Raw genomic sequence first — 26,008 nt, 5'->3', positions numbered from 1 at the left:
GGCCGCAACGCCAGCCACGAAGAGGCCACGATGTCGCCGCTCACCGCGCAAGCCGGAACCGAGACCCGAACCGAATCCGATACCTTCGGTCCGATCGAGGTGCCCGCCCAACGCTACTGGGGGGCGCAGACGCAGCGCTCGATCCAGAACTTCAAGATCGGGGTGGAGAAGCAGCCGGCGCCGATCGTGCACGCCCTGGGCATCGTGAAGCAGGCCGCCGCCCTGGTGAACAAGGATCTCGGCGGCCTCGATCCCAAGATCGCCGACGCCATCGCCGCCTCCGCCGGCCAGGTCGCCGCCGGCGAATTCGACGACGAGTTCCCCCTCGTGGTCTGGCAGACGGGCTCGGGCACCCAGTCCAACATGAACGCCAACGAGGTGATCGCGAGCCTCGCCAACGAGCGGCTCGGCGGCAAGCGCGGCGGCAAGGCGCCGGTGCACCCGAACGACCATTGCAACCGCGGCCAGTCCTCCAACGACACCTTCCCCACCGCCATGCACATCGCGGTGGCCATGGAGATCCAGAACCGGCTGATGCCGGCCCTGACCCATCTGCACGACGCCCTCGACGCCAAGGCCAAGGAGTTCGGCGGCATCGTGAAGATCGGCCGCACCCATCTCCAGGACGCGACACCGGTCTCGCTGGGCCAGGAATTCTCCGGCTACGTCGCCCAGGTGGCGCTGGGCGGCGCCCGCGTCGCCGCGACCCTGCCGGGCGTCCTGGCCCTGGCCCAGGGCGGCACCGCCGTCGGCACGGGCCTCAACGCTCATCCGGAATTCGCCGACCGCTTCGCCGCCAAGGTCGCGGAGCTGACCGGGCTGCCCTTCACCTCCGCCGAGAACAAGTTCGAGGCGCTCGCCACCCACGATGCCCTGGTCTTCACGCAGGGCGCACTGACGGCGCTGGCCTCCGGCCTGTTCAAGATCGCGCAGGACATCCGCCTGCTCGGCTCCGGCCCGCGCTCCGGCCTCGGCGAATTGTCCCTGCCGGAGAACGAGCCCGGCTCCTCGATCATGCCGGGCAAGGTCAACCCGACCCAGTGCGAGGCGCTGACCATGGTCTGCGCCCAGGTGATCGGCAACGGCACCACGGTGAGCTTCGCCGGCAGCCAGGGCCATTTCGAGCTCAACGTGTTCAAGCCGGTGATCGCCAACGCGGTGCTGCAATCGATCCGCCTGCTGGCGGATGCGGCGGTGAGCTTCACCGACAATTGCGTCGTCGGCATCAAGGCCAACACCGACAAGATCGCCGAGCTGATGAACCGCTCGCTGATGCTGGTGACGGCGCTCGCCCCCTCGATCGGCTACGACAAGGCCGCCGAGATCGCCAAGACCGCGCACAAGAACGGCACGACCCTCAAGGAGGAGGCGCTGCGCCTCGGCTACGTGACCGAGGCCGAGTTCGAGCGCGTGGTGCGACCCGAGACCATGCTGGCGCCGAGCGCCGAGTGATAGCATTCTCGTTCGCCCCCGGGCCGTCGCGGCCCGGGCGGCGGAGGGAGGGGGCGATGGGCGAGATCATCAACCTGCGGCAGGTGCGCAAGGACCGGGAGCGCGCCGAGAAGGAGGCCAAGGCCGCGGAGAACCGCGTCGCCTTCGGCCGGCCGAAGAAGGCCAAGACCCTTCAGGAGAAGCGCAAGCGCCTCGAGACCGACCGCCACGAGGGCCACCGGCTGGAGCGGCCGGAGGGCGAGTGAGGCCGGCTCCGGCCCCCTGACCCGCCCATGAGCGTCGGCATCCTCAAGCGCTCGGTGATGATCGCCGGGCATCGCACCAGCGTGTCGCTGGAAGAGCCGTTCTGGGCGGCGCTGCAGGCCATCGCCCGCGGGCGGGGCAGCTCCGTGCAGGCGCTGATCGGGGCGATCGACGCGGAACGGGGGGAGCAGAACCTGTCCTCCGCCATCCGCGTCTTCGTGCTGGCAGCGGTGCGGCGGGGGGAGGGGGCCTCCGAGCCCCCCATATGAAAACGCCCGGCCGCGGGGCCGGGCGTTTCCTGGATGTTTCGGATCGCTCCGATCAGGCGGTGAGGACGGTCGAGGGCTCGACCTTCACGCCCGGGCCCATCGTCGAGGTGACGGCGATGCGCTGGATGTAGGTGCCCTTGGCGCCGGCGGGCTTCGCCTTGGCGACCGCGTCGGCGAAGGCCTTGATGTTCTCCACGAGCTTCTGCTCGTCGAAGGACACCTTGCCGACGCCGGCATGGATGATGCCCGCCTTCTCGACGCGGAACTCCACCGCGCCGCCCTTGGCGGCGGCGACGGCGCCCTTCACGTCCATGGTGACGGTGCCGACCTTCGGGTTCGGCATCAGGCCGCGCGGGCCCAGCACCTTGCCGAGACGGCCGACCAGCGGCATCAGGTCCGGGGTCGCGATGCAGCGATCGAACTCGATCTTGCCGCCCTGGACGATCTCGAGGAGATCCTCGGCGCCGACGATGTCGGCACCCGCCGCCTTGGCGTCGTCCGCCTTGGCGCCGCGGGCGAAGACCGCCACGCGGACCGTGCGGCCGGAGCCGTTCGGCAGGTTGCAGACGCCGCGGACCATCTGGTCGGCGTGACGCGGATCGACGCCGAGATTCATCGAGATCTCGACGGTCTCGTCGAACTTGGCCGAAGCCTTCGCCTTCACGAGCTTGATCGCCTCGTCGATGGCGTAGAGCTTGGTCGCCTCGATGCCCTCGCGGGCGGCGCGGATGCGCTTTCCTTCGCGTGCCATGTCGCCCTCCTTACGCCGTGACTTCCAGGCCCATGGCCCGGGCGGAACCGCGGATCATGGCGACGGCCGACTCGACGTTGTCGCAGTTGAGGTCGGGCATCTTCTTCTCGGCGATCTCGCGCAGCTGGGCCTCGGAGACCTTGCCGACGGTCGCGCCCTTGCCCGGGGTCTTGGAGCCGGAGGCCGGCTTCTTGCCGAGCTTCAGGCCGGCCGCCTTCTTCAGGAAGAAGGTGACCGGGGGCTGCTTCATCTCGAAGGTGAAGGAGCGATCCTGATACGCGGTGATGATCACCGGGATCGGGGTGCCCTTCTCCATCTGCGCGGTCTTCGCGTTGAAGGCCTTGCAGAATTCCATGATGTTGAGGCCGCGCTGACCGAGCGCGGGACCGATCGGCGGCGACGGGTTGGCGGCGCCGGCCGGGACCTGAAGCTTCACGTAGCCCGTGATCTTCTTCGCCATGGGACTGCTCCCAAAGAAAGTCCGCCGCCGGGCTGCCTAGGCCCGGGCACGAAGCGGACGGTTGCAGGTCGCGGTGCGATCCGTGGATCCCGGAGGCGAAGCCGGGCGGATCTCCCGCGGGGTGTTGGCGGCCCTTTCAGAAAGCGCCGCCGTTTCCAGGTCGCCATGCGACCGAGAAATCTTCCGTCAGAAGTATGTCAGTGCTGACTGACTTCTTTCGGCAAAAAAAGATCAGGCCTTCTCGACCTGGCCGTATTCGAGCTCGACCGGGGTGGCGCGGCCGAAGATCGACACCGCCACCTTGAGGCGCGAGCGGGCCTCGTCGATCTCCTCGACGGTGCCGTTGAAGGAGGCGAAGGGGCCGTCCGCGACGCGCACGGTCTCGCCGATCTCGAAGGAGACGGACTGCTTCGGGCGCTCGGCGCCCTCCTGCACCTGGCCCTTGATGCGCTCGGCCTCGGCATCCGGGATCGGCACGGGCTTCGACTTGTCGGCGCCCAGGAAGCCGGTCACCTTCGGGGTGTTCTTGATGAGGTGGTAGACCTCGTCGGTCAGGTCGCACTTCACGAGCACGTAGCCCGGGAAGAACTTGCGCTCCGCATCGACCTTGCGGCCGCGGCGCACCTCGGTGACCTTCTCGGTCGGGACCATGACCTCGTCGAACAGGTCCGTCAGCCCGCGCTGGGCCGCCTGGTCCTTGATGGACTGCGCGACCTTGTTCTCGAAATTCGAGTAGGCGTGGACGATGTACCAGCGCTTCGACACGGTTCCGTTCAACTCCTAAATGACCGCCAGCCGCCTCAGGCGCCGATGCCGAGGATCAGGCCGACGACGAAGCGCAGCACCTGGTCCACGACCGTGAAGAAGGTGCTGGCCAGCACGACCATGACGAAGACCATGATCGTGGTCACCGTGGTCTCCTTGCGGGTCGGCCACGTGACCTTGCGGCCCTCGTCGCGCACCTGGGCCAGGAACTCCAGCGGGCTCGCGCGCTTGGGCGCGGGGCGGGCCGGAGCGGCAGGCCGCTGCGGGGCGGGGGCCGCCGTTCCACGCGCGGGCGCGCGCGCCGGGTCCACCTTCTTCGTCGCTTCGTTCGATGCCATGGCGCTTCAAACAACCGGATACGTACCGAGAAAATCGCGGACGCGATGCGAGGGGCCGTGAACAACGCCCGCACCGACACACGCTAACGATCTCGGAGTGCGCCCGCTCTAGCGCAAGAGTCCCGGCTTGTCGATGGGCTCGGGAAACCGTCGCCGGCTCTTCGCGAGAAGACGCGCCCTTCGATGCCGAACCGGAGACCGTCCTGGAAACCGCTTCGGCGAAGAGCGCTCAGACCCTCCTGCCCGCTGGCAGGAGTGGAGGGACTCGAACCCCCAACCCCCGGTTTTGGAGACCGGTGCTCTGACCAGTTGAGCTACACTCCTACGGGCGCCGCGGCGCGAGGCGCGTCTTGCCGCAAGATCCACACAGATGCAAGCGGATTGCGCTGCATCGCCCCCCCCTTGGACCACCGCAATCAGACCGAACCCGAGAGGCTTGCCCAAACTACAGTTCCTGAAATATATTCCCTAAAATTCTACTGATTTTTGACCTCAACATCCGAAACAAAATCTGATTTTAAGCCCATGGAGGCGGAAGTGCACACTATATCATTAGCTATGGCCATGGCTTTCGGCGGAATCGCCGGCGGATTCGCTAGCTACATCATCACTCCGATAGATGAGGAAAATAATACAAAAATTCCAAAATGGTCATATGTTATTTTACTTGGAGTAATTGTAGCTTTTACTGTGCCGCTATTTTTGAGCCTCGCACAAAGTCGTTTAGTTGAAGACATAACGAATCCTGCAAATCCAAATAAGAGTGTTGGTGCTAATGTATTGGTCCTAATGGGGTTTTGCATCGTAGCCGCATTCTCTGCTCGCCGATTCCTTGAAAATCTGTCAGAGAGAGTCTTAGCGGACCTTAAAAAGACAAAAGCTAAAGTAGAAGACAACGCAGAACAAATTGAAAAACTCGATGAAGCTCTTGAGAAAAACATTCCAGCACCGCAGCCCCCAAACGAGGCCGAGAACTTAATTCCACAAACAGGCGCTCCGTTGATTTTAAATGAACTTCCAAATATTTATAAGGTCCTCTATGCCACAAGCTTAAATACAAAGAGAACGCTATCTGGCATTTCGAAAGACTCCGGACTAACCAGAGAAGAGACTCAAAAAATTATTCACAGCGCAATTTCTAAAGGTTTTATTGAAATAACAGTTTCGGATCGGACTGGAGGCCGGCGCTTTCGGCTAACACCTGCAGGAACTGCCGAGCTGACACGACAGGCAGTTGAGTATGGGCCGAAAACTTCCCACTAACGAGAGTTACTCCCTGGCCAGGGGATAGGCGGAAGCGTCAAAATGAAACGCCAAAACCCGCATCGGCTTTCAAGCCGATGCGGGTTTGGATTAAGTGACGAATCGCGATTTTGACGCTTAGTCGTTGATGGCGGCGACGACGCCGGCACCGACGGTTCGGCCGCCTTCACGGATGGCGAAGCGGAGCTTCTCTTCCATGGCGACGGGGGTGATCAGGACGACGTCCATGGTCACGTTGTCGCCGGGCATCACCATCTCGGTGCCTTCCGGCAGGGTGACGACGCCGGTCACGTCCGTGGTGCGGAAGTAGAACTGCGGACGGTAGTTGGTGAAGAACGGCGTGTGGCGGCCGCCCTCTTCCTTGGTGAGGATGTAGGCCTCGGCCTTGAACTTGGCGTGGGGCTTGACCGAGCCGGGCTTGCACACGACCTGGCCGCGCTCGACGTCCTCGCGCTTGGTGCCGCGCAGCAGCACGCCGACATTGTCGCCCGCCTGGCCCTGGTCGAGCAGCTTGCGGAACATCTCGACGCCGGTCACCGTCGTCGTGGTGGTCGGGCGGATGCCGACGATCTCGACGGTCTCGCCGACCTTCACGATGCCGCGCTCGACGCGGCCGGTCACCACCGTGCCGCGGCCCGAGATCGAGAACACGTCCTCGATCGGCATCAGGAACGGCAGGTCGATCGGCCGCTCCGGCTGCGGGATGTAGGCGTCCACCGTCTCCATCAGCTTGAGCACGGCGTCACGGCCGATCTTGGGCTCCTTGTCCTCGAGCGCCATCAGGGCCGAGCCCTTGGTGATCGGGATGTCGTCGCCGGGGAAGTCGTACTTCGAGAGAAGCTCGCGCACCTCCAGCTCGACCAGCTCCAGAAGCTCCTCGTCGTCGACCATGTCGACCTTGTTGAGGAACACCACCAGCGCCGGAACGCCGACCTGGCGCGCCAGAAGGATGTGCTCGCGGGTCTGCGGCATCGGGCCGTCGGCCGCCGACACCACCAGGATCGCGCCGTCCATCTGCGCCGCGCCCGTGATCATGTTCTTCACGTAGTCGGCGTGGCCGGGGCAGTCCACGTGCGCGTAGTGACGGTTCGTCGTCTCGTACTCCACATGCGCCGTCGAGATCGTGATCCCGCGCGCCTTCTCCTCCGGAGCCTTGTCGATCTGGTCATAGGCCGTGAACGTCGCGCCGCCGCTCTCCGCCAGAACCTTCGTGATCGCCGCCGTCAGGGACGTCTTGCCGTGGTCGACGTGACCAATCGTCCCAATGTTGCAGTGCGGCTTCGAACGGGTGAACTTTTCCTTGGCCATCGTCTGTCCCTAGCGTTGGCTCGCTTGCAGCAAGGCTCGCCCAGGAAAGGGCCGGGCGAAGGCGCGGCCCGCTTAGAGGGTCGCGGCGGCTTGATCAAGTCGGGCCGCTTTCCGGACCCTCCGCACCCGCCCCGCGCCGGGCGGGGCGCCGGCCCGAGAGCCCGCCGGAGCGCCGGCCTTGGGGCATCCCGTTGACGCTTCCTTGAGCCTCTTTCTCAAGCTGCCCTTCATGCGAAGCTGGGAAGGGAGAGGGACAGGCCCGCGACGGGCCGGCGGAGATCCCGGATGAGCCTCGAGGGAGTGGTGGCGGTCCTCAGCGTCGCGGTGATCGCCTTCGTGTTCGGCCTGGCCCTCCTTCTGCGCCGGCGCGGGCCCTTCGACCTGCACGCCGACAACGCGGACGTGCTCCAGGGCCGGCTCGCCCGCCTCACCGAGAGCGAGGAGCGCTACCGCGCCCTGGTCGAGGCCACGACCCAGGCCGTGGTGCAGCGGGACGCCCAGGGGCGCATCACCTTCGCGAGCGACAGCTTCGCCGCGCTGATCGGACAGGAGCCCCTGGCGCTGATCGGCTCCACGGCCGACCTCGAAGTGCTGGAGCACGGCCCCGTCACCCTGCGCCCCGACGGGGTGCGGCAGGTGGAGGAGCGCGTCGTGCCGGTCGACGGGGTGCCGCGCTGGTTCGTCTTCATCGAGATGCCGGTGCACGGCCCGGACGGCACCCGGCACCGCCTGCGGGCGGGCTACGACGTGACCGAGCGGGTGGAGGCGGTGCGCTCCCTCGACGAGGCCAAGAGCAAGGCGGAGAGCGCCAACGTCGCCAAGTCGCGCTTCCTCGCCACCGTCAGCCACGAATTCCGCACGCCGCTCAACGGCATCCTCGGCATGGCCGACCTCGTGCTGGAGACCGGGCTCGACCCGGAGCAGCGCACCTATGTCGAGGCGGTGCGCACCAGCGGCAAGGCCCTGCTCGGCCTCGTCGACGGCATCCTCGACTTCTCGCGCATCGAGGCGGGCCGGCTCGACCTCGCCGCCGAACCCTTCGACGCCGCCGCGCTCGCCGAGGGCGTGGTCGAGCTGCTGGCGCCCCGGGCCCAGGACAAGGGGCTGGAGATCGCCCTCGACCTCGCCGACGCGGCCGCGGTGCTACATGTCGGCGATGCCGACCGCGTGCGCCAGATCCTGGTCAACCTCGCCGGCAACGCCATCAAGTTCACCCAGAGCGGCGGCGTCGGGGTCAGCCTCGCCTCGGGCGCGAGCGGGATCGTGCTCACCATCGAGGATACCGGGCCCGGCATCCCGGAGGAGCGGATCCCGGTCCTGTTCGAGGAATTCGAGCAGGGCGACGGCAGCGCCAGCCGCAGCCACGAGGGCACCGGCCTCGGCCTCGCCATCACCAAGCGGCTGGTGGAGCGCATGAACGGGCGGATCGAGGCCACCTCCCGCCTCGGGCGCGGCTCGACCTTCCGGGTGCTGCTGCCGCTGGCCCCGGCCGAGGAGGCCCCGGCCGGGGCCGCGCCGGATCCGAGCCTGGCCGGGCGCAGGGTGCTGATCGTGGCCGATTCGCCCTATCAGGCGCCGTTCCTGGCCCGCCGGCTCACCCGGGCCGGCGCCTCGGCCACGGTGGTGCCGGACGCGGCCACCGGCCTCGCCGCCCTGGAGAGCGCCCGCTTCGACGCCCTGATCGCCGACCGGCGCCTCGGCGACGCGCCGGTGCGCGACCTCGCCGCCCAGGCGACCCGCTGCGCGGTGCGCTGCAGCCTGATCCTGCTCTCGCCCTTCGACCGGCGGGAATTCGGGGCGCCGGGGGCGTCGGGCTTCGACAGCTACCTGATCAAGCCGGTCCGCGCCCGCTCCCTGTTCGACCGCCTGCTCGAGCCCGGCCCCGCCTCCGGCGAGGCGCGCAAGGCGGCCGGCCCCGCCGCGCCGGCGGCGGGGTCCCAGGTCGGGGCGGGGCGGCGGGTGCTGCTCGCCGAGGACAATCCCATCAACGCCCTGCTCGCCAGCAAGGCCCTGGAGCGGCTCGGGGCGCAGGTGACCCTGGCCCGGGACGGCGCCGAGGCTCTGGCCTGCCTCGCGGCGGCTTCGGAGCCCTTCGACCTCGCCCTCATCGATATCCGCATGCCCGGCCTCGACGGCCTCGAAACCGCCCGCCGCATCCGCACCCGCGAAGCCACCCAAACCACCCCCCCGCTCCACCTCGTGGCGCTCACGGCCAATGCTGCCCGCGAGGACGAGATGGCCGCGATGGCGGCGGGCTTCGACGGCTTCATGGCCAAGCCGCTCAACCTGCGGGCGCTGCCGGCCCTGCTCGAACGGCGGCAGGTGGCAGCCTGAGAGATCGCCGCCCGCCCCGATCGGGCGGGGGCGCCTCAGACCAGCGGGTTCAGGGCGGCGTTGCGGGCGGGCAGCGGCGCGCGCATCGAGAGGCGGAAGCCCTGGGGCTCGTAGGTGGTCTCGATCTCCGCCTGGACCTGGGCGGTCAGCACCCGCTGCAGCAGGCGCGAGCCGAAGCCCTGGCGGGAGGGCGGGGCGACTTTCGGGCCGCCGCTCTCGCTCCACTCGAACAGGAGGGTGCCTGCCGGCCCGCCTTCGGCGAGCGACCAGCGCACCGCCACCCGGCCCGCGGGCGTCGAGAGCGCCCCGTATTTCACGGCATTGGTGGTGAGTTCGTGGATCGCCATGCCGATCGGCACGGCGATCTCGGAGGGCAGGTCCACCGGCGGCCCGTCGAGGCTCACCCGTGTGTCCGGCAATCCCGCCCCCGCGCTCTCCGCATAGGGCCGCAGCTCGTTCTCCAGGAGGCCATTGAGGCTCGCGGTCTGCCAGGTGTCCTCGGTCAGCACCGAATGGGTGTGCGCCAGGGATTTGATGCGGCCGACGAAGGCCTCGTAGAAGCTCTCGATGCTGGTCGCGGTGCGCGCCGTCGAGCCGACGATGGCCTGCACGGTGGCGAGGGTGTTCTTCACCCGGTGGTGCAGTTCGCGGATCAGCAGCGTCTGGCGTTCCTCGGCGAGCTTGCGCTCGGTCACGTCGGCGACGACGCCGATCAGCCGGCGCGGCAGCCGGTCGGGCGCGTCGCGCTCGAAGCGGCCGGCCATCTCGATATGCCGCCAATGGCCGTCGCCGCCCCGGCGCACCCGGCCCGAGGCGTAGAGGATCGCATCCTCCCGCAGCGCCCGGGAGATCGCCTGCCGGAACGGCTTGCGATCCTCCGGATGCAGGATCGACGACAGGAACTCGACCTTGCCCACGGCTCCCTCGTCCGGCGAGCGGCCGAAGATCTCGAACATCCGGTCGTTCTCCCAGATCGCCCGGTCGTCGAGGAGATGCCATTCGAAGATGCCGAGGGCCGCGAGCGAGGTCGCGACGCGCAGGCGCTGCTCGCGGGCGCGCAGGGCATCCTGCACCTCCATCCGGGTCGAGAGGTCCTGCACCACCCCGACCATGCCGGTGAGGCTGTCCTCGGCGGAGAAGATCGCCTGGCCGCGCACGCCGATCCAGATCACGCTGTCGTCGCCGCCCCGGCGGAAGCGGGTCTCGATGCGGTAGGGCCGGCGCTCCCGGGTCGCCGCGGCGATCTCCGCCCGGACGCGCTCGCGATCCTCCAGCAGGATGCGGTCGCGCAGGGTCTCGCCGTCGACGGAGTGTCCAGGGGGATAGCCGAAGATCTGGGCGGCCCGGCGGGACAGGGCGAAGGTGCCGTTCGCGGCGTCCCAGCGCCATTCCCCGAGGCCCGCCGCCACCAGCGCCTCGCGGTTCTGCTCGGAATGCACGAGTTCGTCGGGATCGACCGCCTCGGCCACCAGCACGATCTCCGCACCCGGCCCCGCTTGCGACACCCGCAGGCGCAGGTCGATCGCGCCCCCGTCCGCCCGCCGGCAGCGCCGGATGCCGGAGCGGGGCAGGGGATCCTGCGCGCCGAAGATCTCCGCGAAGGGACGGCCGGCGAGCGCTCCGGGCGAATAGCCGAGCAGGCTGCAGAGCTGGGGATTGGCGTCGCGAAGGGTTGCGCCATCCGCCGTCACCACGGCGAGGCCGATGGGTGCCCCCGCGAAGGCGGCCGCATGCGCAGACGGCGCGGCCAACCCCGCTGCCGCTCTCGGACCGTGGTCCGCTCCGTGCTCCAAACCTCGACAACCCCGTCCGACGGAAGGACCCACGTGCCCCGCGCAGGCGGGCGGCACCATGGACGCGAGCGCGCAAGACGGCAAGGCTTTCTCCGGCCACGATTTCTCCGATCCACCCCTCCTTCGGCCGCCTCCCGGAGGGGCGGGCGCGGGGGGCGGCGATCCGTCGCCGCCCGTCCTCAGGCCCGGAACAGGCGGGGGAGCAGCCCGGGCAGCGCCTGCAGCAGCATCAGCTCGGCCCGCAGCACCGCGCCGAGATCCTCCGGCGCGCGTTTCAGGAGAGCCCGGGCGAGCCGGATCGGGATCTGGCCGAGGATCGCCGCGGCGAGCACGGCGAGCGCCACGGCCGGCCCGTGATGCTTGGCCGCGTAGAGGGCCTGCGCGCGCAGGAAATAGAACAGCCGGCGGTCCTTCACCGCCTCGGTAGTGCCCTGGCCGCGATGGCGCACCTCCGCCTCCGCCACGTGGCGCAGGGCGAAGCCCGCCCGCCCGACGCGGGTGCACAGATCCGCGTCCTCCCAATAAACGAAGAAGCGTTCGTCGAAGCCGCCGAGCTTCTCGAAGAGCGGGCGGCGGATCATCAGGAAGGCCCCCATCACCGCATCGACGGCGCGCGGGCTCTCGTGGTCCCAGTCCCGCATGAAATGCGATCCGGCCAGCCCGAGGCGGTCGAGGAACAGGGTCTGCGCCACCAGCCCGATACCGGTGGGGGTGCGCGCGCAGGTCCGCTGCGTCCGCCCCGCCTCGTCGACCAGGCGGGCGCCGACGACCCCCGTCGCGGACCCGGCGAACAGGGCGGCGCGGGCACACACGAGGCTGTCCGGTGCGACCATCGTGTCGGGGTTCAGGAACAGGATCGCCTCGGCCCGCCCCGCCGCCGCACCCTGGTTGCAGGCGGCGGCGAAGCCCCGGTTCTCCCGGTTGCGGATCACGGAGAGGGCGAGGCCCGGCACGTCGAGCCCGTCGACGGAGCCGTCGCTCGAGGCGTTGTCGACGACGATGACCTTGAGGGCGGAGGCCTCCCGGCTCGCGGCGAGGCTCGCCAGGCAGGCCGCGAGCTGGGGGCCCGCGTTCCAGTTGACGATGACGACGTCGAGGGAGGGGGGCGTCACGGCGGCGCGTCCGCGGGCCGGCCGAGGCGGCCCGCGAGGCCCTGGAACGCCGCGGCGACCAGACGGGCGAGGATGGCGGGGCGAAAGCGGCTGTCGGCCCAGTAGAGCCAGATCTGGACGGGCAGGTAGAGCATCTGCCGGCGCTTCCAGCGGCCCGGGATATGGGCCAGGCGCCAGCCATACACGGTGTTGCGCACGTAGGTCGCCATCCGGAAGGGCACCTGGCGCGGCATCGCCACGGGCAGGAGGCGCCCGCGGATCACGCCGCGCCCCACGCTGTGGGCGATCACCGTCTCCGTGTCCATCCAGCAGGTCAGGCCCCGCGCCCAGGCCCGGAAGCACCATTCGAGCTCGACGGCGTCGATGAAGTAGTCGGCCCGGAACGCCCCGACGAGGTCGAACACGGCGAGATCGAGGAGGGAGCCGGAAGTCGCCAGGAACTCCACCGGCTGCAGAGGCCCCAGAGCCGCCACGCCCGGCCGGGCCGGGTAGTGCGGCGCCTTGCTCTCCCGGGTCGGGGCGGGGGCCGGGCCGACCACGGCGACGGGATCGGGCCGGAGCGCGAGGCGCAGCATCGCGGCCCGGAGGCCCTTCAGGGTCTCGATGCCGGCATCGGCATCCTGGTCGAGCAGCAGCAGGTAGCGGAAGCCAGCCTCCCGCGCCGCCGCCACCACCGCGTTCAGGGCGGCAGCGATGCCGACATTGCCGCCCTGGGCGAGATAGCGCAGGCCGGGGACCGACAGCAGGCGGTCGATCGTCTCTTCGGACGTGCCGCCGTTGTCGAAGACGAACACGCCCGGCACCTGGCCGGCGAACCGCTCGGCGATCCGGTCGGTCTGGGCCTCGCTCGGCCGAAACAGCACCACGGCCACCGCGGTGTCGGAGAGGATCATGGCGTCGGTCGCGTCTCGGCCCTGGGGTGACATCGCGGTCGGGGAGGAGCGATCCGCGCCTTGCGGCGGGTCTCCCCCGGTCCGGCCGCGGGGTAGCACGGGCAGCCAGCCCCTTCACACAGCCCGGCGATCAAGGCGGAAGTGTGAGAATTTCCCACAAATTGCCCGTATTCCACGGTGACGTGCCCGGCGAGGACACGGTTCAGGCGGCGCAGGCCGCGGCGGGGCGCTCTTCCATGAGGCAAACGATGTCGTCCCAGCGCGACAGGAAGGCGGCGACGCAATCGGGGTCGAAATGCGTGCCCGCCTGGGCCTTCAGGTGGTCGCGCGCCTTCTCCAGAGGCCAGGCGGGCTTGTAGACCCGGGCGGAGGTGAGGGCATCGAACACGTCGGCCACGGCGATGATACGGCCGGCGAGGGGAATCTCCGTGCCGGACAGCCCCTGGGGATAGCCCTTGCCGTCCCAGCGCTCGTGATGGGTGAGGGCGATCTCGGCGGCGAGTTGGAGCAGCCGCGAGGGGCTGTCGTTCAGCATCCGGAAGCCGCGCAGGGCATGCTGCTGCATCTCCTGCCGCTCCGCATCGGTGAGCGGGCCGGGCTTGAGGAGGATGGTGTCGGGGATGCCGATCTTGCCGATGTCGTGCATCGTCGAGGCCAGCGCGATGTCGTTGGCCTCGGCCTCGGAGAGGCCCAGGCCCTCGGCGATGGCGATGACGCAGCCGGCGACGCGGGTGAGGTGGTCCCCGGCCTGGTCGTCGCGGAACTCGGCGGCGAGCATCAGGCGGCGGATGATCTCGCGCTCGCGGGCCGACGCTTCGGCCACGGCCCGCTCGACGGTGCGGTGCATGGCGCGGGCCTGCCGCTCGTTCTCCCGGCGGGCGAGCGAGAGGGCGATGAGGTTGCGCAGGCGGATCTGCAGATCGAGGATGTCGGCGGAGGCGACGAGGATGTCGGTGGCGCCGGCTTCCAGCGCCGAGCGCCGCAGCGCCCGCGGATCGCCCGTCGAGGCCACGAACAGGATCGGCATCCGGGCGCAGGTCTCGGTGGCGCGCAGCGCCCGGATCAGGCCGCAGCCGTCGAAGGAGGGGCGGTCCTGCTCGATCACGACGAGATCGAAGGCCCCGCCACCGATCTCGGCCCGTGCGGCGGCGATGTCGGTGAAGAGCCGGATCGAGCCATCGAGGCCGCGCAGGGCCTGCACGATCTGGGCCGGCAGCTGGGACGCCACCACGGCCACGACGGGAGCCCCGTCCTCCTCGGTCATGCCGCTCGACATCGCGCCCCCGCTCCGCACCGGCCCGCCCGCCGATCACGGCCGCTCAGAGTGAAGCAAAGCCGTTAACCGGCCACTAAGGATGCGCGACGTCGTCTCCCGCGCCACCCGCGCTCGCGCGCGGGAGCGGGTCCTCAGCGCCCGGTCGAGCCGAAGCCGCCCGCCCCCCGGGCACCGTCGTCGACGGAGCCCGCGTCCGCCTCCAGCCACTCGATCTCCGGCCGCACGATCCGGGTGAGGACGAGCTGGGCGATCCGGTCCCCCGGCGCGACCACGATGCCGCGGTCCACCGCATCGGGGCCGGGGGCCGGATTGCGGTTCCAGGCGGAGATCATCAGCGGTCCCTCGTAATCGGCGTCGATGACGCCCGTGCCGTTGCCGAGGACGAGGCCCTCGCGGTGGCCGAGGCCGGAGCGCGGGAAGACGAGGCCGCACCAGTCCGGATCGCGGATGCGCAGCGAGATCCCTGCCGGGATAAGGAGGGGAGGGCCCTGGGGCGCGAGCGTGACCGGCGCGTCGAGGCAGGCATGCAGGTCGAGCCCGGCCGAGCCGGCGCTGCCCCACCGGGGAAAGCCCCAGCCGGGCAGGCGCGGATCGAGGAGGCGGATCGCGACGCGCATCAGGCAGCTCGGCTCCATTGGACAGGCCCTGGACAGCGCCGATAACCTTTCGCGCCCGAGACGGACAAGACGAACCCGTGGGAGGAGAGGGCCATGGCCCGCTGGATCGCGGGACTCGACGGATGCCGCGGCGCCTGGGCCGGGGTGCTCCTCGATCTCGATGCGCCGGAGCGTTTCCGCGTCGCCCGGTTCGCGCAGGTGGCCGAGGTCTTGGACGGGGCCGAGGCGCCGATTGTCGTCGGGATCGACGTGCCGATCGGCCTGCCCGCGCGCACCGCCTCCGGGCGCTCCGCGGACCGGGCCGCGCGCCTCCTGCTCGGGAAGAGCCGCTCCAGCGTGTTCCCCGTCCCGCCGCGGTCGGCGGTCGAGGCCGGCAGCTACGAGGAGGCCAAGCGCCTCGCCCGGCTCGCCTCGGACCCGCCGCGGGCCTTCTCGATCCAGTGCTGGAACATCCTGCCCTATATCCGCACGGTCGATGCGCTGCTGCGGGCGCGGCCGGAGCTGCGCGCCCGCCTCTACGAGGTCCATCCGGAGGTGGCCTTCTTCCGCCTCAACGGCGACCGGGCGCTCGCCGCCTCCAAGAAGCGGGCGGAGGGAGCGGAACAGCGGCGCGGCCTGCTGCGCGAGGCCGGCCTGCCGAAGGCGCTGGTCGCCTCGGCGCCACCGCCGGGGATCGGGCGGGACGACCATCTCGACGCCCTGGCCGGCCTGGTCGTCGCCCGCGACATCGCCGAGGGCCGCGCCACCCGCCTGCCGCCGGAACAGGAGCACGATTCCCACGGCCTGCCCGTCGTGATCTGGGCGCCGGCGCGACGCGGTGCGGTTGCGGACGCGGCCTGCGGAACCTGATAAGGCCCCCGCCATGACGACGACGCCGACCGATCCCTCTCTGCCCGACGCGTCCCTGCCGCGGCGGGACATCGCCCGCGCCCTGGTGTTCGACCCCGCCGACCGCCTGCTGCTCATCGAGTACGAATCGGTGCGCCCGATCGATCCGGCCCGGCCGGACCTCAAGAGCTTCTGGTTCATGCCCGGCGGCGGCCTGGAGGCCGGGGAGACGCATGAAGAGGCCTGCCGGCGCGAGCTCTCGGAGGAGATCGGCGTCGCCGAGGCGCCGATCGGCCCCCTGGTCGCCACCTGCGACGGGCCCTTTCGCCTGTTCAAGACGCCCCGTTTCGCGTTCGAGCGCTATTTCCTGGTCCGCCTGCCCGACGACCGGATCGACACGAGCCGGCTGGCGGAGACCGAGGACAATCCCGTGCGCGGCACCCGCTGGTGGACGCTCGACGACCTGGCGGCCTCCGCCGAGCGGATCGAGCCGGCGGGCCTCGCGGACCTGGCGCGTCAGCTCGTCGCAGGCGACATCCCCGGGCAGCCTGTCACGCTGGGCTGGCGTTAGGCCCCGGACTGAACATGGCGCCCGCAACGGCGCGTAGGAGGTGATGTATGTTTCCTGAGGTGCTGACGGAAGGCTATCGCAGCTTTCTCGGCGAACGCCTTCCGCGGGAGCGGGAGCGCTTCGAGACGCTGGCGAAGAAGGGGCAGTCGCCCGAGGTGCTGCTGATCGGCTGCTGCGACAGCCGCGTGGCCCCCGAGGTGATCTTCGACGTCGGTCCGGGCGAGATCTTCACGATCCGCAACGTGGCCAACATCGTGCCTCCCTACGAGAGCGACGGCGGCTATCACGGCACCTCCTCGGCCCTCGAATTCGCGGTGCAGGCGCTCAAGGTGAAGCACATCGTCGTGCTGGGCCATGCGAGCTGCGGCGGCATCAAGGCCTATGCGGATTCCGCCTCGCCCCTCTCGCCGGGCAACTTCATCGGCAAGTGGGTCTCCCTGGTCGAGCCCGCCTCGAACAAGCTCGCCGCGACCGGCGACAGCGTCGAGAAGGAGGGTTACCTGACCCGGCTCGAATACGCCTCGATCAAGCAGAGCCTCGAGAACCTGATGACCTTCGGCTTCGTGAAGGAGGCCGTCGAGCAGGGGGCGCTCTCGCTGCACGGCGCGCATTTCGGCGTGGCCACGGGCGAGCTGCGCATCCTCGATCCCAAGACCGGCGACTTCCAGTCGGTGGTGGAGCGGGACGGGCGCAGCCTGAAGCCCTCCGCCCTCATCAACTGCGGCGACGCCTGAAATCCTCCGACGCGGCAAGCCCCTCACGCCGCGCGGGTGAGGGGCCGATGCGCCTCCGGATCGGCCCACCGGACATGATGGAAAGAAAAAAGACGGCGGGTCCCTCGGCCCGCCGTCTCTTCATCAATCTTGGTCGATGCGCTCAGCGGGCGCCCGGAAGGCGCTGAGCCTCCGCATAGTGCTCCTGGAGCACCGGCAGAGCCTGCTGGGCGTAGTTGCGCAGGGCCGGGTTCGGGCCGCCCTGGGCGTAGGACTGGTACATGCTGATGGTCATCTGATGGGCCTGGACCTGCTGGCGGCCATAGGCCCGGTCGAAGCGCGGGCCGGCCGGGGTCGCGGCCAGCTCGGCGAGCATCTGCTGCTGCTGCGGGCTCGGCTGCACCACCGTGGTGCCGGCGGTGGTGTCGATGTCCGTCACCGCAGCGCCGGTGCGGGCGCCGCGCGCCGCGCCGGTGGTCGCCCCCTCGACGGCGCCGAGCGGGCCGTTCTGCAGCGTGCCGCCGACGGCCCCCGCCGCCGCGCCGGTCGCGGCACCGACCGCACCGCCGGCCACCGCGAGCGGCGCCTGGACGAGGCCGCCGACGAGATCGCCCGGGCCAGCCGCCTGGGCCGCGGCGTAGTTGCGGTCGCCGCCGACCAGGGCGACGTTGGCGGCGCGATGGTCGCGCAGGGCCTCGCGGGCATAGGCGCGCACGGCCGGGTTGCGGGTCTTCTGCAGCGCGATCTGGCTGGCCTGGATCTCGTAGGCGTTGGATTGCAGCGCATCCAGGCGGAAATCGCCCGAGCTCTGGGCCAGGGCCGGGGTCGCCATGATCGCGACGAGCGCCGACGCAGATACGATATTCTTCAGCATCAGAAGCCTCTGTTTGGGGATGATCGACACACGAAGTCGCCTCACGCACCGGCTCTACCGGTCGAGGCGACGAAGATGACTTCAGCCCGACAACGACGCGTTCCGGCGAAGGTTCCTCCATCTTTCTCCATCCATGCGATGACGTGCCTGAGCTTCAAATGAGTTCGAGGAAGCTTGGCTTTTTCGCAGGCAATTCTGGCAAACTCTGGCTTGTCCAGGTGCTGCGCGCCTTCGCGGCCCTGCTCGTCGTCGTGCATCATGCCCAGCACGAGGCGATGCTCACAGCCGCGCGCACCGGCGCCGCCTTCACGCCGAGCGGGCTCCTGCCCTGGCCGGCCGGGGTCGACATCTTCTTCGTGATCTCCGGCTTCATCATCGTCCACGCCGCCGGGCCGCTCTACGGGACGCGGGGCGGGCGGGCGCGCTTCCTCGCCCACCGCGTCGCCCGGCTGGTGCCGCTCTACTGGCTCGTCACCGCCCTCTATCTCGGCCTCGCCCTGGCCCTGCCCGGCGCCTTGAGCGGGGAGGGCGGCGGCAGCGCGCGCGACCCCGCCATTCTGATCGGCTCGTTCCTGTTCTGGCCGGTCGCCCGCCCCGACGGCACGGTTCTGCCGCTCTACGGACTCGGCTGGACGCTCGAATACGAGATGCTGTTCTACGCACTCTTCGCCCTCGGGCTCGGGCGGAGCCGGGCCGCGGCGGCGGGATTCACCGTGCTGATCCTTGGGCTCCTCGTCGGGGCGGCCCTGCTCCCGGGCCGCCTGCCCATGCCCCTCGCCTTCTGGGCGAACCCGATCGTGCTCGAATTCGTGTTCGGCATGGCCCTGGCTCTGATCCGCACGCGGGGCCTGCGGCTGCCCGATCCCGCGCGCTGGGCGCTCGCCCTCGCCGGCCTCGTCCTGCTCGCGCTCGCGGGCGATCCCTCGGACGCGGCCCGGCCGATCCTCTGGGGCGGCCCGGCGGCGCTGCTGGTCGCCGCCGCTGCCCTCGGGCGCCGGCGTGGGGGAGAGGGCGGGCCGTCGCTCGGCATCCGGGTCGCGGCGCTCTTGGGGGACGCCTCCTACGCCCTCTACCTGGTCCACCCCTTCGCCCTGCGCCTCACCCGCGAGTTCCTGCTGCGGCTCGGCCTCGCCGGGGCGCTCGGACCCTGGGACGCCCTCGTCCTGATGGTCGCCGCGACGCTGCCCGCGGCGATCGCCGTCCATCTCCTGATCGAGCGCCCGCTGACGGCCCTGGCCCGGCGGAGGCTCGACCCGCGACCGGAAACCGAGCCTCCGAAATCCTGATGACAAGGCGAGCGGCGAGTTCACCGCGCCGCGGAACGGATTTAGCTTCGGCCCGAGAGTGCGCGCTTCCCTTCCCGGGACCGCGCCAGACGGGAGCGTTCCGCCATGAAGACCCTGCTCGTCCCGGTGGCCCTGCACGACGCGCTGCCCTCCGTGTTCGACACCGCCCTGCTGGTGGCCCGGCGCTTCGGCAGCCTGATCGAAGGCGTGGCCCTGCGCCCGGCACTCGCCGAATACGTACCCGTCGACATGGTCGGCGGCATGACCTGGCTGCGGGACGAGGAGGCCGACCGCGCCGAGGCGGAGACGGCGGGCAGCCGCTTCATCGCCCATATGGAAGCCGCGGGCCTGCCCCGGCGCGATGTCGGCACGTCCTGCGCCCCGCGGGCTGCCGTCGAGGCCGGTGCCCGCTTCCGCTGGCGCCCGGACGTGCCGCCGGGCGACGCCTTCCTCGGGCAATATGCCCGCCTGTTCTCGGCGACCGTGGTCGGCCGGCCGGGCAACGACGACCGCTCGCCGCGCATGACCACCTTCGAGACCGCCCTGTTCGAGAGCGGCCGGCCGATCCTGCTCGCGCCGCCGACCGCGCCCACGACCCTCGGCGAGGCGATCGTGCTGGCCTGGAACGGCTCGACCGAGACCGCCCGCGCGCTCGCCTTCGCCCTGCCGTTCCTGCGCCGCGCCCGGCGGGTCCTCGTGCTCAGCGCGGAGGGCGGCATGGTGCCGGGGCCGAGCGCCGAGGATGTCGCCCGCTCCCTCGTCTGCGAGGGCATCGAGGCGGATCACCGTGCCCTGCCGGCGGGCCGTCGCACCCCGGGGGAGCTCTTCCTCGACGAGGCCGCTTCCTATGGCTGCGACCTGCTCATCAAGGGCGCGTACACCCAGAGCCGCCTGCGCCAGATGATCTTCGGCGGCCCGACCGCCCATATCCTGGCCGAGGCGCGGATCCCCGTTCTGATGGCCCATTGATCCCGCGCAGGACCCCGGCATCCGGCCTGCCGACCCTGTGGATACGGCGCGATTGCCGCAGTTGCCAGAGGCCGCGAAGCCCTCTAAATTGCTGAAAAGCTTGAAGTTTTTTAATCGTTCTAATCTAGAGGCGCAACTCCTTGCCGCCTCGGGGGCTTCCCGGAACGGAATCGCTTTGAGCTGCCAGGCCGGCCTCCGGAGCGGCGTGCAGAACGCCGCTTCGCGCCATGAGACGAGTTCGTGAACGCCGCATGATCGTCTGTTCCTGTAACGTGCTCTCCGATGGACAGGTCCGTGGCTGCCTCCAGCCCGGGCCCGGATGCCCCCGCACACCCGCCCAGGTCTATGCCTGCTTGGGTTGCAGCGCGAAATGCGGACGCTGCGCCCGCACCATCCGCGGGATCATGCAGCGCGCCCTCGCGGAGGCGGCAAGCGCCGGCGCGGGCCATGCAACCTGCGGAACGGGTTGCGAATCCGGTTGCAGTTTGGTCCAATTCCAAACTACACCCGAGGATGTCGCGGCCTGATTCGGATCGTCTGCAACGCCGCGATCCCGACTTCTAAGGAGAGTGGCGTATGAAGGGCGATGTGAAGGTCGTCGAATATCTCAATCGCGGCCTGCGCAGCGAGCTGACGGCCGTGAGCCAGTACTGGCTCCATTTCCGCATGCTGAACGACTGGGGCTACGTGGATCTCGCCAAGTTCTGGCGCAAGGAATCCATCGAGGAGATGAACCACGCCGACCGGTTCATCGACCGGATCCTGTTCCTCGAAGGCTTCCCCAATCTCCAGGAGCTCGATCCGCTGCGCATCGGCCAGAACGTCCAGGAGATCATCGAGTGCGATCTCGCGGCCGAGAACGAGGCCCGCGCCCTCTATCTCGAAGCCGCCCAGTACTGCGAGTCGATCAACGACCGCGTCTCCAAGAACCTGTTCGAGCACCTGGCCGAGGACGAGGAAGGCCATATCGACTTCCTCGAGACGCAGCTCGACCTGATCGGCAAGATCGGCCTGCCGCTCTATTCCCAGCGCCACATCGGCGGCCTGGAGCAGATCGCCCCCGAGAAGGACTGATCGGCCCCGGTCGATCCATCTGCCGGGAGGGATGTCGCCTCCCGGCACGTTCAAGGAGCCGGGGATTTCGTTCGTCCGGCCTCTTGCGTGACGACGTAGCGATCGATGTCGCGCAGGCCGAAGCGTCGCCGCGAGCGTCGTCGGTTCCAGCATGATGTCGGGCCTGTCCAGGCCCGAGATCCAGCGCGCAACGTGTCGCCGGTCATCGAAGGCCTCGCATGGGCAGGGCGGCCGGATGCCGCCCGTGGGGAAGTGTAGCGCGAAGGGCGCCGGTATGCGACACGGACGGGAGCCGCCGTCCTTGGCGTCCAGGACGGCCGTCGGCGCCAGAGGGGCGCCCCGACACCCGAGCCAGCCCCCGAGCACACCCTTGAGCAAGTCCCGGCGCAAGCCCGAACCACGGCCCGCTTCCAACCCGCTCCTCGCCCCCGAGGAGCGTGCGGACGACATCGACCAGTCGATCCGACCGCTCTCGCTCGCCGAGTTCATCGGCCAGCGGGCGGCGCGGGCGAACATGCAGATCTTCATCGAGGCGGCCAAGAAGACCGGCCAGGCCCTCGACCACGTGCTCTTCGTCGGGCCGCCGGGGCTGGGCAAGACCACCCTGGCGCAGATCGTCGCCCGCGAACTAGGCGTGAATTTCCGCTCCACCTCCGGCCCGGTCATCGCCAAGGCCGGGGACCTCGCCGCGCAGCTCACCAACCTGGACGAGCGCGACGTGCTCTTCATCGACGAGATCCACCGCCTCAACCCCGCGGTGGAGGAAATCCTCTATCCGGCGATGGAGGATTACCAGCTCGATCTGATCATCGGCGAGGGGCCGGCGGCGCGCTCGGTGAAGATCGAGCTGCCGAAATTCACCCTCGTCGGCGCCACCACCCGGGCGGGCCTTCTCACCACGCCCCTGCGCGACCGCTTCGGCATCCCGATCCGGCTCGAATTCTACGACATCGACGAATTGGAGCTGATCGTGCGCCGGGGCGCGCGGGTGCTCGGCCTGTCCATGTCGGAGGAGGGGGCCAACGAGATCGCCAAGCGCGCCCGCGGCACCCCGCGCATCGCCGGCCGCCTGCTGCGCCGGGTGCGCGACTTCGCCATCGTCGAGGAGGCGGACACGGTGACCCGCGCCATCGCCGACCGGGCGCTGCAGATGCTCGACGTGGACCCCGTCGGCCTCGACGTGATGGACCGCAAGTACCTGACGATGATCGCGACCTCCTTCGGCGGCGGCCCCGTCGGCATCGAGACCATCGCCGCCGCCCTGTCGGAGCCCCGCGACGCCATCGAGGACATCATCGAGCCCTATCTGATCCAGAAGGGCTTCGTGCAGCGCACCCCCCGCGGCCGCGTCCTCACCCCCCACGCCTTCCGCCACATGGGCTTCGCCGAGCCCAAGCGCGATCCGCGGGCGCAGTTCGGGCTGTTCTCGGGCGAGGAGCCGGATGCCTGACGGGACCCGGCTGCCGTTTCGTCGCGCGCTCAAGCGGGAGGGGCTGAGCGCGCTGCGGGAGCGTGGCCTTCACGGTCGCTCGGGATCGGCTGACCATCCTCGGCATCTTCTACGGCGGCCGTGATCCCGCCCGGGCGTTGACCGCCAACCGGCCCTGGCTACTTGGACCCAGCGCAAGGGAGCGCGCGTGGACGCAACGAACGTGACCGGACCGAATCTCGACGGCCGCCTGAGCGAGGGCAGGCACCGCCTCGCCATCCGCGTCTATTACGAGGACACCGACTTCTCGGGCTTCGTCTACCACGCGAGCTACCTGCGCTTCATGGAGCGGGGCCGCACGGAGCTGCTGCGGGCGCTGGCCGGCGACCAGTCCGAGATGCACCGGGAGGCGGACGGGCTCGTCTTCGTCGTGCGCCGGATGACCCTCGACTTCCTCAAGCCCGCCCGCATGGACGACGTGCTCGACGTGGTGACCTGGTCGAGCGAATTGCGCGGGGCCTCGATGCGACTCGCGCAGGAGGTCCGCCGGGACGGGGAGACCCTGGTCGCCGCCGAGGTCGTGGTCGCCTGCGTGCGGGAGGGCCGGGCGATTCGCCTTCCCGAGGGCCTGCGCCGGGCGCTCACGCCGCCGCAGCGCAGCATGGCAACCGATCCTTAACCCTGTCGCGCGCTTAAACTCCTCGTGCGCGTGCCGTCCGAGCGCCCGCAGCGACCCTTACTTTCGACAGAATCCGAAGCGATTCCCCTTTGATATCGCTCAAGGATCCGGATCGGAGCGCGGGTTGCGACAAGCCGCGACGGCCGGCCTTGGTGTGTGAGGATCGCGACCGATGAATCCAGCCGACGCCATGCAGGCCGCGCCCGTCGTGGACATGAGCCTGCTCGGCCTGTTCCTGCAGGCGCATTTCGTCGTGAAGATCGTGATGGTGGGCCTGCTCGGCGCCTCCATCTGGTGCTGGACGATCATCGTCGACAAGACGCTGCTGTTCCGCCGCACCGAGGCCGAGATGGACGCGTTCGAGGACGCGTTCTGGTCCGGCCGCTCCCTCGAGGAGCTCTACCGCTCCTTCAACGACCGCCCGGCCACCGGGCTGGCCGCCCTGTTCGTGGCGGCGATGCGCGAGTGGAAGCGCTCCTTCGAGGGCTCGGGCCGGCAGATCCAGTCCCTGTCCCAGCGCATCGACAAGGTGCTCGACGTGACGATCCAGCGCGAGGTCGAGCGGCTCGATTCGAAGCTGCTGTTCCTGGCCTCGATCGGCTCGGCCGGCCCCTATATCGGCCTGTTCGGCACGGTCTGGGGCATCATGACCGCCTTCACCTCGATCGCGGCCTCCAAGAACACCTCCCTCGCGGTGGTCGCCCCCGGCATCGCGGAGGCGCTCTTCGCCACCGCCATCGGCCTGTTCGCGGCCATTCCCGCGGTGCTGGCCTACAACAAGCTCCAGGCCTCCGTGGCCAAGTCGCAGTCGCGGCTCGAGGGCTTCGCCGACGAGTTCTCGGCCATCCTGTCCCGCCAGATCGACGAGCGCCTCTCGCTCGCCGCCTGACCGCCAGCCAAGGAAGGCAGCCCCATGGCCATGACCCACGGCGCCGCGCAGGGCGGCGCCAAGCGTCGCCGCCGCGGACGGCGCGGCCACGGCGCCATCAACGAGATCAACATGACGCCGTTCATCGACGTCGTGCTCGTGCTCCTGATCGTGTTCATGGTCGCCGCCCCGATGATGACGGTCGGCGTGCCCCTCGACCTGCCGCAATCGAAGGCGAGCCCGCTCAATTCGGACGTGAAGCCGATCACGCTCTCGATCCGCCAGTCCGGCCAGATCTTCCTCGGCGAGGTCGAGCTGAAGGACGACGACATCGTGCCCCAGCTCCTGCAGACCTCGAAGTCCGGCACCGAGGAGCGCGTCTTCGTGCGCGGCGACAAGCGGGTCGATTACGGTCGCGTCGCCCAGGTGATGGCGATCGTGACCGGCGGGGGCTTCAAGAAGGTCGCCCTCGTCACCGAGCCCGAACAGAACTGAGGGCGCGGCCGCCGTGGCTCTCCGCATCCCCCTCCGCTTCGAGCGCAAGGAGCCGGGCGTCTGGATCTCGGCGGGCGCGCATGCGCTGCTGCTCGGCGCCGCGCTCTTTGCGGTGGCCGCGCCGGCCCTGCCCGATGCGGACGAGGGCGTGCCCGTCGAGGTCATCACCGAGAATCAGTTCTCGGAGCTGACCCGCGGCGAGCGCAATGCCGAGAAGCCGCAGGAGAAGCCCAACAAGGCCGACCGCGTCGCCGAGAAGGTCGAGGACCGCGAGCCCGAGAACGCCAAGGTCGACGCGCCCGCGCCGCCGACCCGGCCGGCGGACATGAAGCTCGCCGCCGTCGACGAGATTCCCCTGCGCTCCGACACGCCCGATCCGGCCAAGGAAGCCGAAGCCGCCGCCGCGGCCAAGGCGGCCGCCGCCAAGGCCGAGGCCGAGAAGGCGGAAGCCGCCAAGGCTGCGAAGGCCAAGGCCGCGGCGGACAAGGCGGCTGCGGAAAAGGCGGCCGCCGAGAAAGCCGCGGCCGAGGCCGAGAAGCGCGAAGAGCTTCAGAAGCTGATCGAGCGCGAGGAGGCGGAAGCCGCGGCCAAGGCAGCCGCCAAGGCCAAGGCGGACAAGGCGAAGGCCGAGGCCGCCAAGGCGAAGGCGGAGGCCGACGCGAAGGCCAAGGCCGAGGCGGAGAAGGCCAAGGCGGAAGCCGAGCACCAGAAGCAGCTCGCGGAAGCCAAGGCCAAGGCGGAAGCCGACGCCAAGGCGAAGGCGGACGCCGCGGCCAAAGCGAAGGCCAAGGCCGTGGCCGAGGCGAAAGCCAAGGCGGAAGCCGAGGCCAAGGCCCGCAAGCAGGCCGAGCTCGCCGACAAGTTCAATGCCGGCGACATCAAGCAGCTGCTCGCCTCGAAGGCGCCCTCGCAATCGACAGGCGCGACCGGCCGCGAGGTGCAGCGCACGGCCTCCCTCGGCACCGCCACGGGGGCCTCCCAGAAGCTGTCCCCGTCGCTGCGCGATGCCCTGGTCGGCATGCTCCAGCAGCAGATCGAGCGCTGCTACTCGGCCCCGCCGGGGGCGACGCAGGGGGTGATCCTGCCGATGCTCGACATCAAGCTGAACCCGGACGGCTCGCTCACCACCGAGCCGCGGGTGATGCGGGCGGGCCAGAGCGCGGTCGACCAGTCGATCGCGCAGGCGGCGCTCCGGGCGGTGAGGCGCTGCGCGCCCTACAAGATCCCGGCCCAGTACGCGCCGTATTACAATGACTGGAAGGCCATCAACGCGGAGTTCGAGTTCTCGGCGACATGACCGCCGGTGCGCCTTCCCTCGAATCCTGAAAAGCCGGAACAGACCATGACG

At 69.8% G+C, this 26,008-nt stretch carries 29 protein-coding genes and 1 tRNA gene; 17 read left to right on the top strand and 13 right to left on the bottom strand.

Going from position 1 to position 26,008, the window contains the following annotated elements; all coding sequences use genetic code 11:
• Window positions 1–30: 30 nt before the first annotated feature.
• Genes fumC through MMB17_RS23415 form a run of 3 tightly spaced genes read left to right on the top strand, consistent with a single transcriptional unit; the run spans window position 31 to window position 1,964 of the window.
• A complete protein-coding gene (gene fumC, locus MMB17_RS23425; RefSeq protein WP_241100457.1) occupies window positions 31–1,452 on the top strand; it encodes a class II fumarate hydratase in 1,422 nt (473 codons plus the stop codon).
• Window positions 1,453–1,508: 56 nt separating this feature from the next.
• Window positions 1,509–1,697 carry a DUF4169 family protein gene (locus tag MMB17_RS23420; RefSeq protein ID WP_238314927.1) on the top strand — a complete coding sequence of 63 codons (189 nt, stop codon included), beginning with the start codon at window positions 1,509–1,511 and terminating at the stop codon, window positions 1,695–1,697.
• Between the two features lie 27 nt (window positions 1,698–1,724).
• Window positions 1,725–1,964 (top strand): ribbon-helix-helix domain-containing protein, encoded by a 240-nt coding sequence (locus MMB17_RS23415; RefSeq protein WP_241100456.1) that lies wholly within the window; start codon window positions 1,725–1,727, stop codon window positions 1,962–1,964.
• Window positions 1,965–2,016: 52 nt separating this feature from the next.
• On the opposite strand, the gene rplA is transcribed toward MMB17_RS23415, so the two are convergent.
• The 5 genes from rplA to MMB17_RS23390 form a co-directional block, all read right to left on the bottom strand.
• The gene (gene rplA / locus MMB17_RS23410) at window positions 2,017–2,715 is read right to left on the bottom strand and encodes a 50S ribosomal protein L1 (protein WP_238314932.1); all 699 of its coding nucleotides are present in this window, start codon (window positions 2,713–2,715) and stop codon (window positions 2,017–2,019) included.
• Window positions 2,716–2,725: 10 nt separating this feature from the next.
• A complete protein-coding gene (rplK, locus tag MMB17_RS23405; protein WP_241100455.1) occupies window positions 2,726–3,175 on the bottom strand; it encodes a 50S ribosomal protein L11 in 450 nt (149 codons plus the stop codon).
• A 231-nt stretch (window positions 3,176–3,406) separates the two neighbouring features.
• The gene (gene nusG / locus MMB17_RS23400) at window positions 3,407–3,940 is read right to left on the bottom strand and encodes a transcription termination/antitermination protein NusG (protein WP_238314936.1); all 534 of its coding nucleotides are present in this window, start codon (window positions 3,938–3,940) and stop codon (window positions 3,407–3,409) included.
• A gap of 35 nt (window positions 3,941–3,975) precedes the next feature.
• On the bottom strand, window positions 3,976–4,278 hold the full coding sequence (secE, locus tag MMB17_RS23395) for a preprotein translocase subunit SecE (RefSeq protein ID WP_238314945.1): 303 nt from the start codon (window positions 4,276–4,278) through the stop codon (window positions 3,976–3,978).
• 247 nt (window positions 4,279–4,525) lie between these two features.
• Window positions 4,526–4,602, bottom strand: a tRNA-Trp gene (locus MMB17_RS23390).
• A gap of 201 nt (window positions 4,603–4,803) precedes the next feature.
• On the opposite strand from MMB17_RS23390, the gene MMB17_RS23385 reads away from it, so the two are divergent.
• Window positions 4,804–5,541, top strand: a complete 738-nt coding sequence (locus MMB17_RS23385) for a YEATS-associated helix-containing protein (protein WP_241100454.1) — start codon at window positions 4,804–4,806, stop codon at window positions 5,539–5,541.
• A gap of 117 nt (window positions 5,542–5,658) precedes the next feature.
• On the opposite strand, the gene tuf is transcribed toward MMB17_RS23385, so the two are convergent.
• Window positions 5,659–6,849 (bottom strand): elongation factor Tu, encoded by a 1,191-nt coding sequence (gene tuf / locus MMB17_RS23380; protein WP_238315046.1) that lies wholly within the window; start codon window positions 6,847–6,849, stop codon window positions 5,659–5,661.
• 285 nt (window positions 6,850–7,134) lie between these two features.
• Here tuf and MMB17_RS23375 point away from each other — a divergent pair, with 285 nt between their 5' ends.
• A complete protein-coding gene (locus MMB17_RS23375; RefSeq protein ID WP_241100453.1) occupies window positions 7,135–9,183 on the top strand; it encodes an ATP-binding protein in 2,049 nt (682 codons plus the stop codon).
• A 35-nt stretch (window positions 9,184–9,218) separates the two neighbouring features.
• On the opposite strand, the gene MMB17_RS23370 is transcribed toward MMB17_RS23375, so the two are convergent.
• The 5 genes from MMB17_RS23370 to dut all read right to left on the bottom strand — a co-directional run bounded on the left by MMB17_RS23370 (window position 9,219) and on the right by dut (window position 14,874).
• Complete coding sequence (locus MMB17_RS23370; RefSeq protein WP_420847299.1) at window positions 9,219–10,976, bottom strand: sensor histidine kinase; 1,758 nt, start codon at window positions 10,974–10,976, stop codon at window positions 9,219–9,221.
• A gap of 179 nt (window positions 10,977–11,155) precedes the next feature.
• Window positions 11,156–12,088 (bottom strand): glycosyltransferase family 2 protein, encoded by a 933-nt coding sequence (locus MMB17_RS23365; RefSeq protein WP_241100451.1) that lies wholly within the window; start codon window positions 12,086–12,088, stop codon window positions 11,156–11,158.
• Window positions 12,085–12,981: a glycosyltransferase family protein gene (locus MMB17_RS23360; protein WP_241100450.1), complete on the bottom strand. Its 897-nt coding sequence runs from the start codon at window positions 12,979–12,981 to the stop codon at window positions 12,085–12,087. The genes MMB17_RS23365 and MMB17_RS23360 overlap by 4 nt, the downstream gene beginning before the upstream one ends.
• Before the next feature lie 202 nt (window positions 12,982–13,183).
• Window positions 13,184–14,257 (bottom strand): HD-GYP domain-containing protein, encoded by a 1,074-nt coding sequence (locus MMB17_RS23355; RefSeq protein ID WP_241100449.1) that lies wholly within the window; start codon window positions 14,255–14,257, stop codon window positions 13,184–13,186.
• A gap of 131 nt (window positions 14,258–14,388) precedes the next feature.
• Window positions 14,389–14,874, bottom strand: coding sequence for a dUTP diphosphatase (gene dut, locus MMB17_RS23350; RefSeq protein WP_241100448.1), 486 nt, complete (start codon window positions 14,872–14,874; stop codon window positions 14,389–14,391).
• 93 nt (window positions 14,875–14,967) lie between these two features.
• Between dut and MMB17_RS23345 the strand changes: the two genes are divergently transcribed.
• Genes MMB17_RS23345 through MMB17_RS23335 form a run of 3 tightly spaced genes read left to right on the top strand, consistent with a single transcriptional unit; the run spans window position 14,968 to window position 17,007 of the window.
• Window positions 14,968–15,723, top strand: coding sequence for a DUF429 domain-containing protein (locus MMB17_RS23345; RefSeq protein WP_241100447.1), 756 nt, complete (start codon window positions 14,968–14,970; stop codon window positions 15,721–15,723).
• A gap of 13 nt (window positions 15,724–15,736) precedes the next feature.
• On the top strand, window positions 15,737–16,273 hold the full coding sequence (locus tag MMB17_RS23340) for an NUDIX hydrolase (protein WP_241100446.1): 537 nt from the start codon (window positions 15,737–15,739) through the stop codon (window positions 16,271–16,273).
• 47 nt (window positions 16,274–16,320) lie between these two features.
• Window positions 16,321–17,007 (top strand): carbonic anhydrase, encoded by a 687-nt coding sequence (locus tag MMB17_RS23335; protein WP_238314720.1) that lies wholly within the window; start codon window positions 16,321–16,323, stop codon window positions 17,005–17,007.
• Window positions 17,008–17,149: 142 nt separating this feature from the next.
• Here the strand turns inward: MMB17_RS23335 and MMB17_RS23330 are convergent, their stop codons facing one another.
• Window positions 17,150–17,860, bottom strand: a complete 711-nt coding sequence (locus tag MMB17_RS23330) for a DUF4142 domain-containing protein (RefSeq protein ID WP_241100445.1) — start codon at window positions 17,858–17,860, stop codon at window positions 17,150–17,152.
• 41 nt (window positions 17,861–17,901) lie between these two features.
• Window positions 17,902–18,120: a hypothetical protein gene (locus MMB17_RS23325; RefSeq protein WP_241100444.1), complete on the bottom strand. Its 219-nt coding sequence runs from the start codon at window positions 18,118–18,120 to the stop codon at window positions 17,902–17,904.
• Window positions 18,121–18,135: 15 nt separating this feature from the next.
• Here MMB17_RS23325 and MMB17_RS23320 point away from each other — a divergent pair, with 15 nt between their 5' ends.
• From MMB17_RS23320 to tolA, 9 genes are all read left to right on the top strand, one after another.
• Complete coding sequence (locus MMB17_RS23320; RefSeq protein ID WP_241100443.1) at window positions 18,136–19,146, top strand: acyltransferase family protein; 1,011 nt, start codon at window positions 18,136–18,138, stop codon at window positions 19,144–19,146.
• Between the two features lie 105 nt (window positions 19,147–19,251).
• Entirely contained in the window at window positions 19,252–20,115 is an 864-nt protein-coding gene (locus MMB17_RS23315) for a universal stress protein (RefSeq protein ID WP_241100442.1), read from the top strand.
• A gap of 251 nt (window positions 20,116–20,366) precedes the next feature.
• Entirely contained in the window at window positions 20,367–20,642 is a 276-nt protein-coding gene (locus tag MMB17_RS23310) for a (2Fe-2S)-binding protein (RefSeq protein ID WP_238314727.1), read from the top strand.
• Window positions 20,643–20,691: 49 nt separating this feature from the next.
• The gene (gene bfr / locus MMB17_RS23305) at window positions 20,692–21,189 is read left to right on the top strand and encodes a bacterioferritin (protein WP_238314729.1); all 498 of its coding nucleotides are present in this window, start codon (window positions 20,692–20,694) and stop codon (window positions 21,187–21,189) included.
• 370 nt (window positions 21,190–21,559) lie between these two features.
• Window positions 21,560–22,639, top strand: a complete 1,080-nt coding sequence (ruvB, locus tag MMB17_RS23300) for a Holliday junction branch migration DNA helicase RuvB (RefSeq protein ID WP_241100441.1) — start codon at window positions 21,560–21,562, stop codon at window positions 22,637–22,639.
• Window positions 22,640–22,826: 187 nt separating this feature from the next.
• Window positions 22,827–23,297 (top strand): tol-pal system-associated acyl-CoA thioesterase, encoded by a 471-nt coding sequence (ybgC, locus tag MMB17_RS23295; protein WP_241100440.1) that lies wholly within the window; start codon window positions 22,827–22,829, stop codon window positions 23,295–23,297.
• A gap of 172 nt (window positions 23,298–23,469) precedes the next feature.
• A complete protein-coding gene (tolQ, locus tag MMB17_RS23290) occupies window positions 23,470–24,186 on the top strand; it encodes a protein TolQ (protein WP_238314733.1) in 717 nt (238 codons plus the stop codon).
• Between the two features lie 24 nt (window positions 24,187–24,210).
• Window positions 24,211–24,660 (top strand): ExbD/TolR family protein, encoded by a 450-nt coding sequence (locus tag MMB17_RS23285; RefSeq protein ID WP_238314735.1) that lies wholly within the window; start codon window positions 24,211–24,213, stop codon window positions 24,658–24,660.
• 13 nt (window positions 24,661–24,673) lie between these two features.
• Window positions 24,674–25,957: a cell envelope integrity protein TolA gene (gene tolA / locus MMB17_RS23280; protein ID WP_241100439.1), complete on the top strand. Its 1,284-nt coding sequence runs from the start codon at window positions 24,674–24,676 to the stop codon at window positions 25,955–25,957.
• The last annotated feature ends 51 nt before the right edge of the window (window positions 25,958–26,008 follow it).

It is taken from the genome of Methylobacterium organophilum, assembly GCF_022533465.1.
Lineage (GTDB): Bacteria > Pseudomonadota > Alphaproteobacteria > Rhizobiales > Beijerinckiaceae > Methylobacterium > Methylobacterium organophilum.
This window is presented reverse-complemented; position numbering and strand designations above follow the sequence as displayed.

Bases quoted from the DNA above. Each gene is read 5' to 3' on its own strand.
- secE (WP_238314945.1), bottom strand. From the start codon at position 4,278: ATGGCATCGAACGAAGCGACGAAGAAGGTGGACCCGGCGCGCGCGCCC.
- rplK (WP_241100455.1), bottom strand. From the start codon at position 3,175: ATGGCGAAGAAGATCACGGGCTACGTGAAGCTTCAGGTCCCGGCCGGC.
- MMB17_RS23415 (WP_241100456.1), top strand. From the start codon at position 1,725: ATGAGCGTCGGCATCCTCAAGCGCTCGGTGATGATCGCCGGGCATCGC.
- tuf (WP_238315046.1), bottom strand. From the start codon at position 6,849: ATGGCCAAGGAAAAGTTCACCCGTTCGAAGCCGCACTGCAACATTGGG.
- MMB17_RS23340 (WP_241100446.1), top strand. From the start codon at position 15,737: ATGACGACGACGCCGACCGATCCCTCTCTGCCCGACGCGTCCCTGCCG.
- dut (WP_241100448.1), bottom strand. From the start codon at position 14,874: ATGCGCGTCGCGATCCGCCTCCTCGATCCGCGCCTGCCCGGCTGGGGC.
- MMB17_RS23375 (WP_241100453.1), top strand. From the start codon at position 7,135: ATGAGCCTCGAGGGAGTGGTGGCGGTCCTCAGCGTCGCGGTGATCGCC.
- fumC (WP_241100457.1), top strand. From the start codon at position 31: ATGTCGCCGCTCACCGCGCAAGCCGGAACCGAGACCCGAACCGAATCC.
- MMB17_RS23285 (WP_238314735.1), top strand. From the start codon at position 24,211: ATGGCCATGACCCACGGCGCCGCGCAGGGCGGCGCCAAGCGTCGCCGC.
- MMB17_RS23360 (WP_241100450.1), bottom strand. From the start codon at position 12,981: ATGATCCTCTCCGACACCGCGGTGGCCGTGGTGCTGTTTCGGCCGAGC.
- rplA (WP_238314932.1), bottom strand. From the start codon at position 2,715: ATGGCACGCGAAGGAAAGCGCATCCGCGCCGCCCGCGAGGGCATCGAG.
- MMB17_RS23335 (WP_238314720.1), top strand. From the start codon at position 16,321: ATGTTTCCTGAGGTGCTGACGGAAGGCTATCGCAGCTTTCTCGGCGAA.
- MMB17_RS23330 (WP_241100445.1), bottom strand. From the start codon at position 17,860: ATGCTGAAGAATATCGTATCTGCGTCGGCGCTCGTCGCGATCATGGCG.
- MMB17_RS23325 (WP_241100444.1), bottom strand. From the start codon at position 18,120: ATGATGCACGACGACGAGCAGGGCCGCGAAGGCGCGCAGCACCTGGAC.
- MMB17_RS23420 (WP_238314927.1), top strand. From the start codon at position 1,509: ATGGGCGAGATCATCAACCTGCGGCAGGTGCGCAAGGACCGGGAGCGC.
- MMB17_RS23345 (WP_241100447.1), top strand. From the start codon at position 14,968: ATGGCCCGCTGGATCGCGGGACTCGACGGATGCCGCGGCGCCTGGGCC.
- bfr (WP_238314729.1), top strand. From the start codon at position 20,692: ATGAAGGGCGATGTGAAGGTCGTCGAATATCTCAATCGCGGCCTGCGC.
- MMB17_RS23320 (WP_241100443.1), top strand. From the start codon at position 18,136: ATGCTCACAGCCGCGCGCACCGGCGCCGCCTTCACGCCGAGCGGGCTC.
- tolQ (WP_238314733.1), top strand. From the start codon at position 23,470: ATGAATCCAGCCGACGCCATGCAGGCCGCGCCCGTCGTGGACATGAGC.
- MMB17_RS23385 (WP_241100454.1), top strand. From the start codon at position 4,804: ATGGAGGCGGAAGTGCACACTATATCATTAGCTATGGCCATGGCTTTC.
- MMB17_RS23310 (WP_238314727.1), top strand. From the start codon at position 20,367: ATGATCGTCTGTTCCTGTAACGTGCTCTCCGATGGACAGGTCCGTGGC.
- MMB17_RS23355 (WP_241100449.1), bottom strand. From the start codon at position 14,257: ATGTCGAGCGGCATGACCGAGGAGGACGGGGCTCCCGTCGTGGCCGTG.
- MMB17_RS23315 (WP_241100442.1), top strand. From the start codon at position 19,252: ATGAAGACCCTGCTCGTCCCGGTGGCCCTGCACGACGCGCTGCCCTCC.